The organism is Enterococcus sp. LJL128 (genome assembly GCF_056924295.1).
Genome location: NZ_JBXPBP010000001.1, coordinates 83,661 through 96,849, shown reverse-complemented (window position 1 = coordinate 96,849; position 13,189 = coordinate 83,661). Strand labels below are relative to the sequence as shown.

The following is a 13,189-nucleotide window of genomic DNA, read 5'->3' as shown; positions in this document are numbered from 1 at the left end:
TAGAAGATAGGAAAGCTAGTTGTATAGGAATAAAGGAGGAAATAATTATGTTCGGATGGTTTAGCAAGACACCTACTGAGGAAAAGAGAGATACCTATCAGTCGCTTTATAACTCGTTGAAAAGCTATCAATCAAAGGTTGAGTCCAAAATAGCGACAGCTGAATCAAGTATTAGTACGTATAAATCGGCAGTTCCCAATTTGTCTAATTCGAAAGTTCCCTCGCAATATTTTGATCAGAAGCGTGAGGAGTATACAGAAAAGCTGGATGACTATATCAAGGGTGAAAAGGAAAAAAAGAAGGATTTAGTGACAGCAAAAAATAAAGCTAAAGAACAATATGAGAAATATAAACAGCTGGCGATTACAGAGGAACGAGATCGCAAAGCCAAAGAAGAGAAAAAGAAAAAAGAAGAGCAGGAAAAAAGAAAGCAAGCAGCGGCTGGAAAATAAGAAGGAGTTGGTAGTATGTCTAAAATTGAAATTCAAGGTAACGAACTGGAAGAGGTTATTGAAGCAGCTGAAACGATGAAAAAAGGAATTGGAGACACACTGACGAAAGCCAAAAGCTTAAAGGCAAAAGTAGAGGCTACAGAATGGACTGGAAAAAATAAAAAAGCATTTGTTGCCTATCTGGATTTAATTTATCAGTACCATGAAGATTTGAATAAAGCAATGAAAGCTCAAAAAACAGCAGTGAAAAATTTAAAAAGTAATATTTCTTCTTTTGATAATCTTTCAGAGCCTTCTAAAGTAAGGAGTCTATAAAATGAATAATCAAACATTTTCATTTGCAGAGTTAAGTTTACTGGCGGAGGCTTTTGAAGTAGAAGTTATTTTTGGCATGCCGGATAAAAAATCAGAGATGCTTTTTGATTCTGCTTTTGCCTCGGAAGCTGAAAAAAGATTAAAAGAAAAGAAAATTTTAAGTGAAGAAAGCCGATTAACCGAAGGCGGATTTTACGTAGTTAAGGCTTTGGAGGAATATTGTGTCAGCACAGAGTATCTTAGAATTAACAATATAATGATTGCCTTCTCCAATGATAAAAAACACCTAATTGTGCTATCTGAAATCGAAAGTACCAAAGAATATAAATTGATTGTTTATGATCAGCTGTCTTTTATTAAAGAGATGTATGAAACAGTTCCTATGATAAACAGAGAACCATTGCCGGAAGACATGGAGTATAGTACTAAACGATTGCGTAATGCAACAAGGCGTGAATGGGAAAAAGAGTTGTTTTCGGAAGACATATTTAATCTGGAAATCTTCAAAGAGGAAGATATTCAAAATGAAGAAAAGCATGTTCAATGGCTATTTTTTGAAAAAGAAGAAAAGCTGATTGGGATTGATGTGACCAAAGAGAAATATTATCAGTTCAGCCAATACTATTTTTTGAAAACAGTTTTTGAGGCGCTGCATATCTCCATAGAAGAGGTTGTCAAAAATCAAAAATAGAAGGGTGGGAATTCATTATGACAAAGGTCATTAAAGGAGCAACAGTCGAATATAAAGGGATAAGTAAAGGCTCTACAGCAACAATGCATAAGCCGTTTGGTTCAAGTGACCGGCAAAATATTCAGGGAATGCTTTATGGTGGGAAACGTCCTGCTCAGAATTTTGGTTTTAGCCGACCGAGTACAGGGCATAACCGACAGGATATTTTATCATCAATCAATAAGCGGCCTGCACAGACATTAGATTTAAAGCGACCGTTATATCAGTCTAATCAGACTGGTTCAGGTACGCAGAACGGTTTAAATCCATTGATTTATAAAGGGAATGTGAAAGAAAACAGCTTTAGCTATATTAAAAAAGGGTCGGCTTCTACTAATGGTGCAAAGACTCTTGAAGCCAAATATGTTCGTCAAGAACCAATAAATCAAGGAATTGCTGATAGAATGTATCGGCCCGGCGGGCAGACATTTGAATCCAAACAAACCTGGCAAACCTTAGAAGCACATAATGTAACTGAAGGGGCAGGACAAAATGTAAAAACGGATAAAATGCAGCGGCCGACCGGACAGACCTTCGAGGCCGATACATTCGATCGGCCCGGTGGTCAAGCAGTTCCAACGGATAAAATGACTCGTCCTGGCTCAAGCGGACAAACACTTGAGGCCAACCCTATCTATCGCCCAGGAGGACAAGCGTCAGGCTCCGCTTCTGGCTCCGCTTCTGGCCTTCGACCAGTTAATCAAGGTTCAGGAGGTTATACTTCGCAATCAAGTGGAGGCTATCAAAATTATCCGTCAGGAGGCAGTTATCAGTCTATTCCATATTATGGTAGTATGCCCCAACCGGTATGGACATCTGCTCATGCGAACCCAGTAGCCAGAGAAGCAGCCGCTGGTGCTGTAGCGGCAGGAGGCGCCGCAGCAGCTGCCGTTGCGGCTGGAATTGCTGGTACGAAAGGCGGGCTGAACAAAATAGTTGGAGCAGTAGCTGGTGCACTTGGCGGAGCAGGAATGGTGAAATTTGATATCGAGGGAATGCTGGATATTGTTGATGGACTCGAAGAGATTTTAACTGAGTTTACAGAGACAATCGTTCCCGCAGCAGAAAAAGTTGCTCAATCAAATTTTTATATCAATGGAAAAGCTAAAGATGCCTGTAAAACTTTGGAACAGGTGACTGGAAAGACAGAAGAGATTATTGGACATTATTACCGCGCATCAGGTTTGGTAACGAAAACGATAGAAAAAGCAGTTGAAACAGACGAAGGTCTGGCTCAGGCAATCATGAACAGATACGGACAAGGATAGCGGAGGTGAAACGTTACATGGTTGATGTAAAAACCAGCTCTGGCGGCTGGGAGAAAATGAGAAGCGGACTGGGAAACCTGATTGGTACAGGCTGGTTCGCAGGAGACGGAGTATTTGATGATTTGAAAGATATCAACAAATACATGGAAGAAGCAGAAGAAAAAATCAGAGAAAAAGATGTCGATGGTGTGATTTCATTTTCCCATACTAGTAAAAAAAGCAAGCTGAATGATCTTTTCGACAAGTTGGATGTGCTCCATACATACAGCGGGAAAGCGCATGACCTTGTTGATGAACACATTGATGATCCTTTTCATGTGGATATTGACAGCTATGTAGAAGCAATGGAAGCTTTATCGATTAATAATTATTCTACCGATAATACTATTGGTTCAACAGAAATAGTTGTGACAACTAAGGATGGCTACAATTTTGAAACATCTACAAAGAAAAAAGACAGTATCACAGCAGATGATTTGTTTGCAGAAGACACTGTTTTGGGTAAGCAGCTGAAAGCCGATTTTGATAAATACAAGGTGAACTACACTGGCGATAAAGATGATATGATCGACAACTACAGTGATTTTAGAACTGCCTCCTTAAATACAGGTGCTTTCGACTATAAATCAATTAAAGATCAGCAAATGGAAAAAGAAATGTGGGTCAATTTGGGACTGGCCGCTGTGACCCTAGTAGTCGGTCTGGTTTGTCCACCAGCCGGTGCAGTTCTGGGCATTGCATTGGCATCTGCTGAACTGGGAAGCGCCCTGACGGGGAAGGACTGGATTAGCGGCAGAGAGCTGGATACAGGGGAGCGCTGGACACGAGGAGCCCTTTCCGTTGTCAGTATCGCCTTTGATGTATCTGCGCTGCGTTCCTTTAGTAAGGCAACTCAGCAAGCCAATGCTATGAAGTATGCGTTTAAAGGTGGTGCCAGTAAGCTGGAGCATCTATCAGATATGACCTTGGCGGCTAAAAATATGGCGAAAACACGCATTACCAACTTTAAAAATGCATTGACATCGATACCAGCAAAACTTAAAAACGGGTATAATACGGTTAAGACGAATGTCAAAAGTGCGACAAATTATGTGAAGAATAAAGTTAGTAATTTTAGTAGAGTAAGTAACGCAGATGAAACTGTTAAATACTATAGAGTTCAAGGCGGAGGTTCTGGAGGGAAAACAAGCCAATACAGGATAAAAGTAAATGCTGATGGAACAATTTCTATTCCAAATAAAACAGCGGATTTAAATGTTAGTGCTTATGATTTAGAACACGCTCAATATTTTAGAGATACTGCTAGACCTGGTGGAGAAATTGTTGAATTTCAAGTTCCAAAAGAACTAGATGATATTATTAAAGAAAACATGGTTGATCAATACGGCTATAAAACAAATCCGAAAAATCAAGGGGGAATGGCACCTAAACTGGTTGATCCTACAACACCTGGAGTAAGCTATGAACTTCCTTCGGATCCTTGGATAGAATGGCTTGAAGAATATGCACATTCTGCTAAAATACTGGAATAAGTATAGGAGATGATGAAGATATTACAACCAAAATATGCTGAAAATATAATTGTTGGTGTGAACAGTTTGAATGGCTTCCGTTGGTATTTAACTCCTCAAGATATATGGATTTTAGATATTTATAAGTATCAAAAGGCTTATAAAAACGTGGGTTATGATGTAGATTTAGACTATATTTTATCTTTGAGAAATAATATAGCAGTAGTTGATGAAGATAATTACCAAAAATACCTACAACCTTATGAATCTTTTTCTATTGAAACAGAGGTTTTAAATGAATGGGTTTTGAACAATCACTATGATGATACTATTTTGTCATTACAGCCAAGTTTATACGTAGATTTTATAAATAATGAGCTAATTTCTGAGTATCCAGAAGCTGTTCCTTATGAAAAATATGTTCCTGATGGCTGGAAAGGAAAAACAGAAGGAATTGCTAAGTATATAGAGAAGTCAAATCAATACTGGATGGATAATGATATTGATTTAATTTCAAAAAAGTTTAATCAAGAAAAAAGAAAGTTTGAGGAGATGGACAAATGAGCGATAATAATTTGACAATCATGAACGAATTATTTAATAAAGAAGGTTCTGAGGAACAGGTTGAAGGATTAACCATAATGGTGGATGGTGTAATAAAACAAGTATTTGACAAGATTAAAGCTGACAAAAACTATGATACTTACAACGAAGTATTACGTGATGTCATTTTCGAAGGTATTAATAGTATTGTTAAAAAATAGTCACAATTACACCAAAAATAATATGGAGTTTTAAATGAGTAAGAGCTATCAAATTTTTTTAGAAGAGCATATTTCAAAAGAAAAAATGGATTCGATTGTAAAACATTTAGAAGGATATGAGACAAGTAACGGTCACTATACTATTCAAGATGGTGAAGCGACAATCTGGGTTAATTATGCGGAATTTGATTCTGATTTAGACTATTATGCATCTGAAAATGCTGAAATTCTTTCTGAATATCAACTGAAAATTAACTATATTTTAGATGTTGAAGTAGGAAGCGATGAACAAAGTGAAGTATTGGTACAAAAGTTTTATTCTGGTTTAAAAAAAGAATATCCTAAAAGTGTAATAATGAATCAGGATGGCAAGTTTTTCGAGAAATTGTAATAAGAAATAGATTTTTATGATAGGTCGTTTAGTAGAAAAATGTCCTAAATTACTGAATTGAAATAAAAACAACATTCACTTAATTACTCATTGGAAGTAGTGAGATATGAATAATGAAGATTACGATTTTCTTTCTAAGGAATCTACACTCAAACATGGTATAAATTTTGACGAAGAACTGGCTTATGGAGGGGAGCATGATTTAGAAATAGTTAGCTTCGACCAAGAAGACAATGAGATTATTTTTACTGGCTTAACCTATGATTTGTTTGATAATGGAAATATTGATATGTATATGACTGTTGAAAATGGTTTGAAGCAAGGGCCTTTAGTGGAGTTCTATCCAAATGGACATGTGAAAAGTATTAACAACATGGATAAAAATGTATCAGATGGAGAGCAAGTTGAGTTTTACGAAGATGGTAAAATCAAGCGAGTTGAAGAACGAAAAGGCGGATTTTTGATGACTTTTGTTGAGTATAATCAAGAAGGAAAAATTATCGATGAAAAAAAAGAGCCAACTGATTTTGATAAAATGATGGCAAGAAAGTTTGGTTAATTAATAGACCAGAAAATAGGGTGTATTCAGGTGAAAAAATGAGGCTTGAAGTAGTTGATATATATAACTAAAGATTTTCTGAAGAATGAATTAGGTGAGATTAGCAGTGAAAAATCATAAAGTTTTATCTATTCGTGCTGATGGTTATGAAAGATGGATTCATCTGATTAATGATAATTTAGAAAAAGAGATAGTTGCTCATTTTATCGAGTACGAGGAGTACCTAGAGACTGATATGGAAAGTCAACGCTATATTGGAGATGAACTGATTGGTGAGCTTAAAATAAATTTGGTAACAAACTATGAACGAGTTATTGAGAAGCAAAGTAGTTTTGTGCAAACGATTGAAGATTCATCCAGTATAACAACAATAGCTAAAGTAGAAAAAGTGCTAGATGAAGATTCTCTCTTATGCAGTGTTCAAGGACTTTCTGATGAATTAACTATTGATTTTGAGAACGATGTCAGTATTGACGTTGGTACATTTATAAAAGTTGAAGGTGCACTTGAAATAGAGATTTAGAAAGATGAAAAGAAAAAATGTTGTTAATAATTTATTTGAGTAGGTTCATTGATGAAAATATCAATTAGTAAATTGAAGAGTAAAAGAATTGGTTATTCAATCGTTAGATGGTATCCAGCTAGTCAGGAAATATGGATTGGTGAAGAAAAGAACTATAAAGAAATTGAAGAGAAGATACCTAAATCATATGGTAGTTTTCAATGGCTTTTCTCTGAGGATGATACTCTATTATTTGACAGAAAAAGTATGCTGCTTACTTCAGCGATAATCAAAATTAGTGAACCAATCATTGTCGAAAGCAACAACTTCTCATATTCTCTAGAAACAATTGAAGGAACGCTAGAGTTGGAAGATAAAGGAAATTTATTCATGCATCTCAGTGATCAAACGATTTATTACAAAAATCAGGATATATTGCTTTCCTACAATGAGGAGCTAAAAGATTTTAATCAGGTTGTTTTAGTAAAATTAACTGAAGACTTTTCTTTTGTTCTTAGAGAAAATCAACTACTTGGTTTTTTATTAAGAAATTCGAGCCGACATGTATTGCCAGAAAGCAAATATATTGTTCAAGATAGAAATGAAGAAATAAAGCAAAATAGAGAAGTTTTAACAGATTATTTAAATCTCATTCAGTTGTTAGATTTGGATTTAACAGATAAAAAAGAAAAAGTTCTCGAAGCTAAATTTCAAGAGATAGTTGAAAGGTTGGAAACTAACTCTTCAGACTTTTCAGAAGGAATAAAAGAAAGTATTGAAAATATTTTAGATTTTATGTGAGTAAGAGGAAGTAAATGATTGTCTATTTTGAAAATAATTCAGAGGTAATGACCTATGAAAGTTTTAATAAGGGTTATCGAGAAGATGTATTTGTAGTTATTGAAAACAAAGCTTATCAATTAAATGTTTATACAATGATTCGCTTAAAACAAGACTTTGAATTAGAAATAAAGGATTACGGCTTTTATGAAATGGTTCCTAACCTCATCTTAGTCAATGAGTGTCAGGAAGAAGACATTATTAAAACAATTAAAGAGTTGCGGGAAAGAGGCTTCTTTTCAGCACTGAAACCATTAAAATCATTTGATTTTTCTGGAATGTATCAAGTGATTTAGGTGGGAAATACAGGAGCGATAAATGAAAATTAGCTATGAAATTTTTGATGTTGAAGGGTTCAAAAAACGACCTGTAATCGGTTTTGAAAATCCAGCGTATATTGGACTAGAGGATTTGCTTAATGTTGATAGTTCTTTGATTTCATTGACTGATATTATGCAAAAAATTGTGAAAGTAGAAAAGAAGCAAAGTAATTTTGAAGCAATTGGCAACGAACGAGTTCTTTTAGAAATTGAAAAAGAGTATACTACTATTTCTGATATGTTTGAAGGTCTCATTGAAGCTGACGAATTATATCCCCCTATTTGTATAAAAACGTTGAAACTAAAAAAGATAATAGTTGAATGGGAAGAGATTCGAAAGTTGTTGGATTGGATGATTAAAAATAATTGTAATTAAACAACTATCAAAAACTATGTATTTTCAAAAGAAGCTACATAAAAAGATTAGTAAGAATAAACGTGTACTTATTGTAAGATAGTCATGAAAAATGCGAAGACAAAAGGAGTAATTAGACAATTATGAAGCGAAAGATACTTATGGCAGGTGCATTAGCAATTATAGTAAGCAGCGCCTTTAATCCTGTTCTGGTTTTTGGATCAGAGCTTGGAAATGCAAATCCGGTAGAAGAGTCTACCGAAACGACAGACAGCAGTACGGAAGAAAGTACAGATACTTCTGATACAACAGAAGAGAGTAATCCGGGAGAGACTGGGACGACAGATTCAAGTACTGAACCAAGTGTGCCGGCAGAGCCAACACCGCCGGTAGAAACACCGGCACCAGTACCGGATACACCTGCACAGCCTGCGGCACCTGCACCTGCTCAACCGGCAGCGCCTGCTCCAGTTAGTCCAGCACCAAACTATACGGGAGCTGGAGTGGATCCAATCTTGAATTTGCCGAGTCCAATCAATGTCAATCGGGATGAAACAACAGAGAGCTTTGTTCGTCGAATTGGTGAAAAGGCTAGAAGAATTGGACAGGAATTTGAGCTGTATGCTTCGGTAATGATTGCTCAGGCAATCTTGGAAACAGGCTCAGGCGGCAGTCAGCTGAGTCAGGAACCGTACTTCAACTTATTTGGTATCAAGGGAGATTATGAGGGGCAATCAGTGACGTTTCCGACTTATGAAGATGATGGATCAGGCAACTGGTATCAAATCAATTCGGCCTTTAAACAATATCCAGGCTATACAGAATCCTTTGAAGATTATGCCAACCTTCTTAAAGAAGGAACAGAGTGGAATCCAACGATTTATGAAGGCACCTGGAAGGAACATGCGGTCAGCTATCAGGAAGCCGCTAAGGCCTTAACTGGAGTTTACGCAACGGATACGCAATATGATCAAAAATTAATAGCCTTTATTGAGGAATATGAACTGACTGAATACGACAAGGCTGAGCCTTCAGCAGCTGCATCAGGAATCATTATTACGGATAATCATCCAGATAGTGATTTTAAGGATTATGCAGGTGAGAGCTATTCAGGAGCGGAGTATTATGCAGCTGGTAACTGTACGCAATATGTTTATAATCGAATCATTCAACTAGATGGCTACGTAGATGTGAATATGGGGAACGGTATGGACTGGGGTGCAACTGGTAAGGCCAGAGGCTATGAAGTATCCCATGAACCAAAAGCCGGGACTGCGCTTTGTTTCCAGCCTGGAGTAGCTGGAGCAGACAGTACTTATGGTCACGTAGCTTTTGTGGAGCATGTCTATGAGGATGGTTCAATCCTAATTTCCGAAATGAATGTAGCGGGCTTGGGAATGGTTTCCTTCCGTCTATTGGATAAAAACACAGCCGATATCATGACCTATATCACACCGAAATAGGCTGAATCGATTGAAGCAGCTTTTCAAATCTTGGGAGTAGATAGAAAAGAAAGCAAAAATAATAGGTTGACGTTGGATAAAAAGGTTGAGTGAAGTAAATAAGTAAGTTGTAATCTTTTTGGGCACGTCAAAGACTTCTTTGGCGTGTCTTTTTGATTAAAAGAAAGGGGTAACTGTATGTATTGGATAGTTACGAGAGAAAGTGAAAGAAAAGCAAATCAGTATGAAAAGCTGTATGACAAGTTGACGAAAAGACTTTCAAAGCATGATGAAAAAATAGGCGAAGCCAAATCAATTTTTAATACCTATAAAAGCAATGTTTCTAATTTTTCCAATAGCAAAATACCTTCTAATGATTTCGATCCAAAAAGAGAAGAGCTGACAGGTAAGCTTAGTGACTATATCGCAAAAGAATCGGAGAAGAGAGAGAGCTTGGCTACAGCCAAAAGTAAAGCCTTAGAGCGTAAAAACTATTATATCGATAAAGTAAATACCGAAGTGGCACAGGAGAAAGCTGCGAAGGAAGCCAAAGCTAGAAAAGAAGCGAAAGAACGAGAAGAGCGCATGAAGGAGAGGGCATAGTATGGGACTGTCGAAACTGGAAATCACAGAAGCAGAAGTAACAACAGCAATTGGTTATGCTGAAAATATGACCACCTATTTACAAGAATCGAGTCAGAAGGCAAAGACACTGCTTAGCAAAGTAAAGGGCTCTGGCTGGGAAGGAGACGCTGAAAAATCATTTACAGCCTATCTAACCCTCCTTCAGGAATACCATGCAGATTTGTATAGTGCGAGTAAAAAGCAGAAAAAAGCATTGAAGGAAATCACGAAAGGAATTAGCAGCTATGGAAGCAACGCTGAGGTCGCAAAGGTGAAGAGCCTATGAGTACAACGGTTGAAGGCTTAAATACGCAAGACGTTTTCCATGTAACTGAACTCTTTTTATTAAGTGATGCGATTCAGGCGAAAGCATTGTTTGGACTGCCTGATCGTTCACTTTATGGCATGATGGATCGAAATTATTTAGACGAAGCAAAAGCCAAGATTCAGGAAAAAGGGATTTTGGATGAAGCAGGTCATCTAACGGACGGCGGCTACTTAATTATTAAATCCATTGAGGAATATGCGGCTTCCAGAAAATATGTTCAGATTAATAACCTAATGATTGCCTTTAGTGAGCTTGAAGAAGATATGTGCATTGTACTCACTGAAATTGAGCCTCAGGAATATTATGTACTACGTGTGATTGACAAATATCTAGTAATGAAAGAGCTATTTGACCATTTGGCAATTGTAAAAAGAGAACCGTTGGCAGATGAAACAGAATTTGTCTTGAAAAAGGCGCGTAATCGTGAAAGAAGAAGCTTTCTTGATAAGGACATACCAGATAATGCGCTGTCTTTAGAAGTTTATAGCATTGAGAAAAATGAAAAAAGTGCTTGGCTTTGTTTTGTAGAGGAAGACAAGCTGTATAGTGTATCCGTTGAAGATGAAAGCTATTATCGGGCAAGTCAGTATTGGCTGATGAAAGAGCTGTTTGACAGTTTGGAAATTCCATATGGGGCAGGTGAGCAAAATGTCTGAAAAGATAAGTTTTGATAAAAGCGAAATTGAAGGTTTCTTTAATGAGTTATCAGAAATCGCAGCTTTGCTGGAAAAAGCAACACAGGAAGCAGTTAAAATTGGTGAGCTAAATTTTTATAAAGACGGACAGGCAGATAGTGCGGTGAAAGCATTAGCAAATGTGCCTGGAAAATATAATGCCGCGGTTGAGCATTATACTCGCCTGGGTCAACTACTGCAGATGACTTGGGTAACAATGGCAGAAGCTGATGGAACACTGGCAAAACAAATTGGACCGGTGAGACCATAGAAAAGGGGTGAATAAATGGCAGATGTAAAGTATACTGAAAGCAGTTGGGAAAAGATGGGCACAACCATCGGTACCTTGATAGGCTCCGGTTGGGGTCGAGGTGTCACAGATGAGTTGACGGATGTCACCAAGAATCTTGAAAAGGCCGAATCTGACATCGATACTTATGATGAGGATGGAATTATCAGCTTTTCTCATACGAGCTACACATCAAAATACAGCGAGATTGCAGAAAAATTCAATGTATTAAAAACATTTACAAGTAAAGTAAATCAAGTCCTATGCGACGAAATTGATGATGAATTTTACAAGCAGATTGATGACTACGTAGAAACAATGGAAGGGCTGAATATTGACAGCTATACAACCAAAAATACATTGGGAATCAAAGAAAAGCGTATCGTGCAGGTTTCTTCCAGTATGGCAGAAGAACAGTTATTCGAAAAAGGTAGTATCAGTCTAAACGATATTTTTAACGGCGCCAATCCAGTTTCGGATATGATGTCGACAGAATGGGCCAACTATAAAGCTTCCAATCCAGACACTGAAATGACTTATGCCGATTATAAAAGCAGTGCAATTCATTCAGGTGCGTTTGAGTATGAATCCATTCGAGACAAGCAGAACAAGAAAGAACTGATATTCAATATTGTTTCTACTGTTGTGACAGTGGCTGTCGGCTTCGTATTTCCACCAGCAGGCTTCGCCCTCGGTGCGGCATTTGGTGCCTATGAATTAGCCTGTGCAGGATTTGGTAAGGATTTTGTCAGCGGACGTGAGCTTGGTACAGGAGAACGCTGGACGAGAGGTGTGTTTGGTACAATCGGAGTTGTCGGTGGCGTGAAAGGACTGACTTCATTTAGTAAGAATGTGAATCTAGTGAAGGGTGTCTCTGATACTAAGACGCAGCATATCGTGAAGATGATGCAAAACTCTAGCAGAGGGAAGTATAAAGATTTAACTCATATGGCTAAAAACATAAAGTCTATGAATTCTATAAATAATGTAACAAAGAGACTCAATGAGATTAAAGATCCAAAGAAAAAAGGAGAGTATCTACTGCAGCTATCAGAAAATTTAGACGTTTCTACGAAGAAAAATAAATCGATATTCTATGCTGGAAGAACTCAATATTATGATAAAGCTACTGGACAAATGAAAACTGTTACTGCGAGAGAAATGGCAGAAGCTTATGCGGATCAATTATTTAAAAATAAAGGTGTGACAAAATTAACCTTGGAAAGAACTCCAGGTGGTAAATGGATGGATGATTTACAGCTCTTTAAAGAACTTTCTGATGGTACCTATGAATATAGTAAATGGGGACTAAGTGAAAGTGATGCAAATAAAATATGGTCAAATTTATCTTCAAGATATGCGGACGGAGCAAGTGGAGCAGTTACAGCTTTCACTAAGAATGTACCTGATATTTATAAACCTAAGACAATCTTTTGGTCGACAGAACTTCCACAATTAAGGGCTAATCCGAATGTAACTCATATAAATATAAGGTGATGATGAAACATGACAAATGAAAATTTTAATGTAATAACGAAATACAATGAAAAGATTAACTTATTGTATGAGGATTTATCTTGTATAGCATACTGTAATGTTGTAGATTTTCGAGATGAAGTACTTTGGGTAGGGCTGAGTTATGTAGAAAATAAATTGACTAAAAAAAATGTGAAATTAAATTCCAAACAAAATAAAGAGTTATTCAGACGTATTAACTATATGACTATAAAAAAAATGAATAAACAGGTTTATGAAGAAAGCTTAGATTTTATTGAAGAACCACCCCATGATTTAAATACGCCTTTACTGGAGATGGAGTGAAATA

General features: G+C 36.9%; 20 protein-coding genes. All 20 read left to right on the top strand.

The genetic code is table 11. From position 1 onward, the window contains the following. The first annotated feature begins 47 nt into the window (after positions 1–47). The 20 genes from AC1Z3K_RS00520 (at position 48) to AC1Z3K_RS00425 (ending at position 13,185) form a co-directional block, all read left to right on the top strand. Positions 48–452, top strand: coding sequence for a hypothetical protein (locus tag AC1Z3K_RS00520; protein ID WP_426081786.1), 405 nt, complete (start codon positions 48–50; stop codon positions 450–452). 15 nt (positions 453–467) lie between these two features. Continuing rightward, positions 468–767, top strand: a complete 300-nt coding sequence (locus AC1Z3K_RS00515; protein ID WP_461731476.1) for a WXG100 family type VII secretion target — start codon at positions 468–470, stop codon at positions 765–767. 1 nt (position 768) lies between these two features. Then, a complete protein-coding gene (locus AC1Z3K_RS00510) occupies positions 769–1,458 on the top strand; it encodes a DUF5081 family protein (protein WP_426081784.1) in 690 nt (229 codons plus the stop codon). 17 nt (positions 1,459–1,475) lie between these two features. Then, on the top strand, positions 1,476–2,765 hold the full coding sequence (locus tag AC1Z3K_RS00505; protein ID WP_426081783.1) for a hypothetical protein: 1,290 nt from the start codon (positions 1,476–1,478) through the stop codon (positions 2,763–2,765). A 17-nt stretch (positions 2,766–2,782) separates the two neighbouring features. Beyond that, positions 2,783–4,297: a hypothetical protein gene (locus AC1Z3K_RS00500; protein WP_426081782.1), complete on the top strand. Its 1,515-nt coding sequence runs from the start codon at positions 2,783–2,785 to the stop codon at positions 4,295–4,297. Between the two features lie 9 nt (positions 4,298–4,306). Further along, positions 4,307–4,840 (top strand): hypothetical protein, encoded by a 534-nt coding sequence (locus AC1Z3K_RS00495; protein ID WP_426081781.1) that lies wholly within the window; start codon positions 4,307–4,309, stop codon positions 4,838–4,840. Continuing rightward, on the top strand, positions 4,837–5,040 hold the full coding sequence (locus tag AC1Z3K_RS00490; RefSeq protein ID WP_426081780.1) for a hypothetical protein: 204 nt from the start codon (positions 4,837–4,839) through the stop codon (positions 5,038–5,040). The genes AC1Z3K_RS00495 and AC1Z3K_RS00490 overlap by 4 nt, the downstream gene beginning before the upstream one ends. Positions 5,041–5,074: 34 nt before the next feature. Then, positions 5,075–5,431, top strand: coding sequence for a hypothetical protein (locus tag AC1Z3K_RS00485; protein WP_461731475.1), 357 nt, complete (start codon positions 5,075–5,077; stop codon positions 5,429–5,431). 106 nt (positions 5,432–5,537) lie between these two features. Further along, entirely contained in the window at positions 5,538–5,990 is a 453-nt protein-coding gene (locus tag AC1Z3K_RS00480; protein ID WP_461731474.1) for a toxin-antitoxin system YwqK family antitoxin, read from the top strand. A gap of 106 nt (positions 5,991–6,096) precedes the next feature. Then, the gene (locus AC1Z3K_RS00475) at positions 6,097–6,513 is read left to right on the top strand and encodes a hypothetical protein (RefSeq protein ID WP_461731473.1); all 417 of its coding nucleotides are present in this window, start codon (positions 6,097–6,099) and stop codon (positions 6,511–6,513) included. A 51-nt stretch (positions 6,514–6,564) separates the two neighbouring features. Further along, positions 6,565–7,293: a hypothetical protein gene (locus tag AC1Z3K_RS00470; protein WP_461731472.1), complete on the top strand. Its 729-nt coding sequence runs from the start codon at positions 6,565–6,567 to the stop codon at positions 7,291–7,293. 14 nt (positions 7,294–7,307) lie between these two features. Next, entirely contained in the window at positions 7,308–7,628 is a 321-nt protein-coding gene (locus tag AC1Z3K_RS00465; protein ID WP_461731471.1) for a hypothetical protein, read from the top strand. Positions 7,629–7,650: 22 nt separating this feature from the next. Next, positions 7,651–8,028, top strand: a complete 378-nt coding sequence (locus AC1Z3K_RS00460; protein ID WP_461731470.1) for a hypothetical protein — start codon at positions 7,651–7,653, stop codon at positions 8,026–8,028. 122 nt (positions 8,029–8,150) lie between these two features. Continuing rightward, positions 8,151–9,470 (top strand): glucosaminidase domain-containing protein, encoded by a 1,320-nt coding sequence (locus AC1Z3K_RS00455; RefSeq protein WP_461731469.1) that lies wholly within the window; start codon positions 8,151–8,153, stop codon positions 9,468–9,470. 177 nt (positions 9,471–9,647) lie between these two features. After that, on the top strand, positions 9,648–10,052 hold the full coding sequence (locus AC1Z3K_RS00450) for a hypothetical protein (RefSeq protein ID WP_461731468.1): 405 nt from the start codon (positions 9,648–9,650) through the stop codon (positions 10,050–10,052). 1 nt (position 10,053) lies between these two features. After that, a complete protein-coding gene (locus AC1Z3K_RS00445) occupies positions 10,054–10,359 on the top strand; it encodes a WXG100 family type VII secretion target (protein ID WP_461731467.1) in 306 nt (101 codons plus the stop codon). Then, positions 10,356–11,057, top strand: a complete 702-nt coding sequence (locus AC1Z3K_RS00440; RefSeq protein ID WP_461731466.1) for a DUF5081 family protein — start codon at positions 10,356–10,358, stop codon at positions 11,055–11,057. The genes AC1Z3K_RS00445 and AC1Z3K_RS00440 overlap by 4 nt, the downstream gene beginning before the upstream one ends. Further along, complete coding sequence (locus tag AC1Z3K_RS00435) at positions 11,050–11,346, top strand: hypothetical protein (RefSeq protein ID WP_426081771.1); 297 nt, start codon at positions 11,050–11,052, stop codon at positions 11,344–11,346. Before AC1Z3K_RS00440 ends, AC1Z3K_RS00435 begins: the two co-directional genes overlap by 8 nt. A 15-nt stretch (positions 11,347–11,361) precedes the next feature. Further along, entirely contained in the window at positions 11,362–12,861 is a 1,500-nt protein-coding gene (locus AC1Z3K_RS00430; protein ID WP_461731465.1) for a hypothetical protein, read from the top strand. A gap of 9 nt (positions 12,862–12,870) precedes the next feature. Continuing rightward, on the top strand, positions 12,871–13,185 hold the full coding sequence (locus AC1Z3K_RS00425; protein ID WP_461731464.1) for a hypothetical protein: 315 nt from the start codon (positions 12,871–12,873) through the stop codon (positions 13,183–13,185). The last annotated feature ends 4 nt before the right edge of the window (positions 13,186–13,189 follow it).

Excerpts from the sequence above, each read along its gene's own strand:
- AC1Z3K_RS00520 (WP_426081786.1), top strand. The coding sequence starts at position 48 with ATGTTCGGATGGTTTAGCAAGACACCTACTGAGGAAAAGAGAGATACC.
- AC1Z3K_RS00515 (WP_461731476.1), top strand. The coding sequence starts at position 468 with ATGTCTAAAATTGAAATTCAAGGTAACGAACTGGAAGAGGTTATTGAA.
- AC1Z3K_RS00510 (WP_426081784.1), top strand. The coding sequence starts at position 769 with ATGAATAATCAAACATTTTCATTTGCAGAGTTAAGTTTACTGGCGGAG.
- AC1Z3K_RS00505 (WP_426081783.1), top strand. The coding sequence starts at position 1,476 with ATGACAAAGGTCATTAAAGGAGCAACAGTCGAATATAAAGGGATAAGT.
- AC1Z3K_RS00500 (WP_426081782.1), top strand. The coding sequence starts at position 2,783 with ATGGTTGATGTAAAAACCAGCTCTGGCGGCTGGGAGAAAATGAGAAGC.
- AC1Z3K_RS00495 (WP_426081781.1), top strand. The coding sequence starts at position 4,307 with ATGATGAAGATATTACAACCAAAATATGCTGAAAATATAATTGTTGGT.
- AC1Z3K_RS00490 (WP_426081780.1), top strand. The coding sequence starts at position 4,837 with ATGAGCGATAATAATTTGACAATCATGAACGAATTATTTAATAAAGAA.
- AC1Z3K_RS00485 (WP_461731475.1), top strand. The coding sequence starts at position 5,075 with ATGAGTAAGAGCTATCAAATTTTTTTAGAAGAGCATATTTCAAAAGAA.
- AC1Z3K_RS00480 (WP_461731474.1), top strand. The coding sequence starts at position 5,538 with ATGAATAATGAAGATTACGATTTTCTTTCTAAGGAATCTACACTCAAA.
- AC1Z3K_RS00470 (WP_461731472.1), top strand. The coding sequence starts at position 6,565 with ATGAAAATATCAATTAGTAAATTGAAGAGTAAAAGAATTGGTTATTCA.
- AC1Z3K_RS00465 (WP_461731471.1), top strand. The coding sequence starts at position 7,308 with ATGATTGTCTATTTTGAAAATAATTCAGAGGTAATGACCTATGAAAGT.
- AC1Z3K_RS00460 (WP_461731470.1), top strand. The coding sequence starts at position 7,651 with ATGAAAATTAGCTATGAAATTTTTGATGTTGAAGGGTTCAAAAAACGA.
- AC1Z3K_RS00455 (WP_461731469.1), top strand. The coding sequence starts at position 8,151 with ATGAAGCGAAAGATACTTATGGCAGGTGCATTAGCAATTATAGTAAGC.
- AC1Z3K_RS00450 (WP_461731468.1), top strand. The coding sequence starts at position 9,648 with ATGTATTGGATAGTTACGAGAGAAAGTGAAAGAAAAGCAAATCAGTAT.
- AC1Z3K_RS00445 (WP_461731467.1), top strand. The coding sequence starts at position 10,054 with ATGGGACTGTCGAAACTGGAAATCACAGAAGCAGAAGTAACAACAGCA.
- AC1Z3K_RS00440 (WP_461731466.1), top strand. The coding sequence starts at position 10,356 with ATGAGTACAACGGTTGAAGGCTTAAATACGCAAGACGTTTTCCATGTA.
- AC1Z3K_RS00435 (WP_426081771.1), top strand. The coding sequence starts at position 11,050 with ATGTCTGAAAAGATAAGTTTTGATAAAAGCGAAATTGAAGGTTTCTTT.
- AC1Z3K_RS00430 (WP_461731465.1), top strand. The coding sequence starts at position 11,362 with ATGGCAGATGTAAAGTATACTGAAAGCAGTTGGGAAAAGATGGGCACA.
- AC1Z3K_RS00425 (WP_461731464.1), top strand. The coding sequence starts at position 12,871 with ATGACAAATGAAAATTTTAATGTAATAACGAAATACAATGAAAAGATT.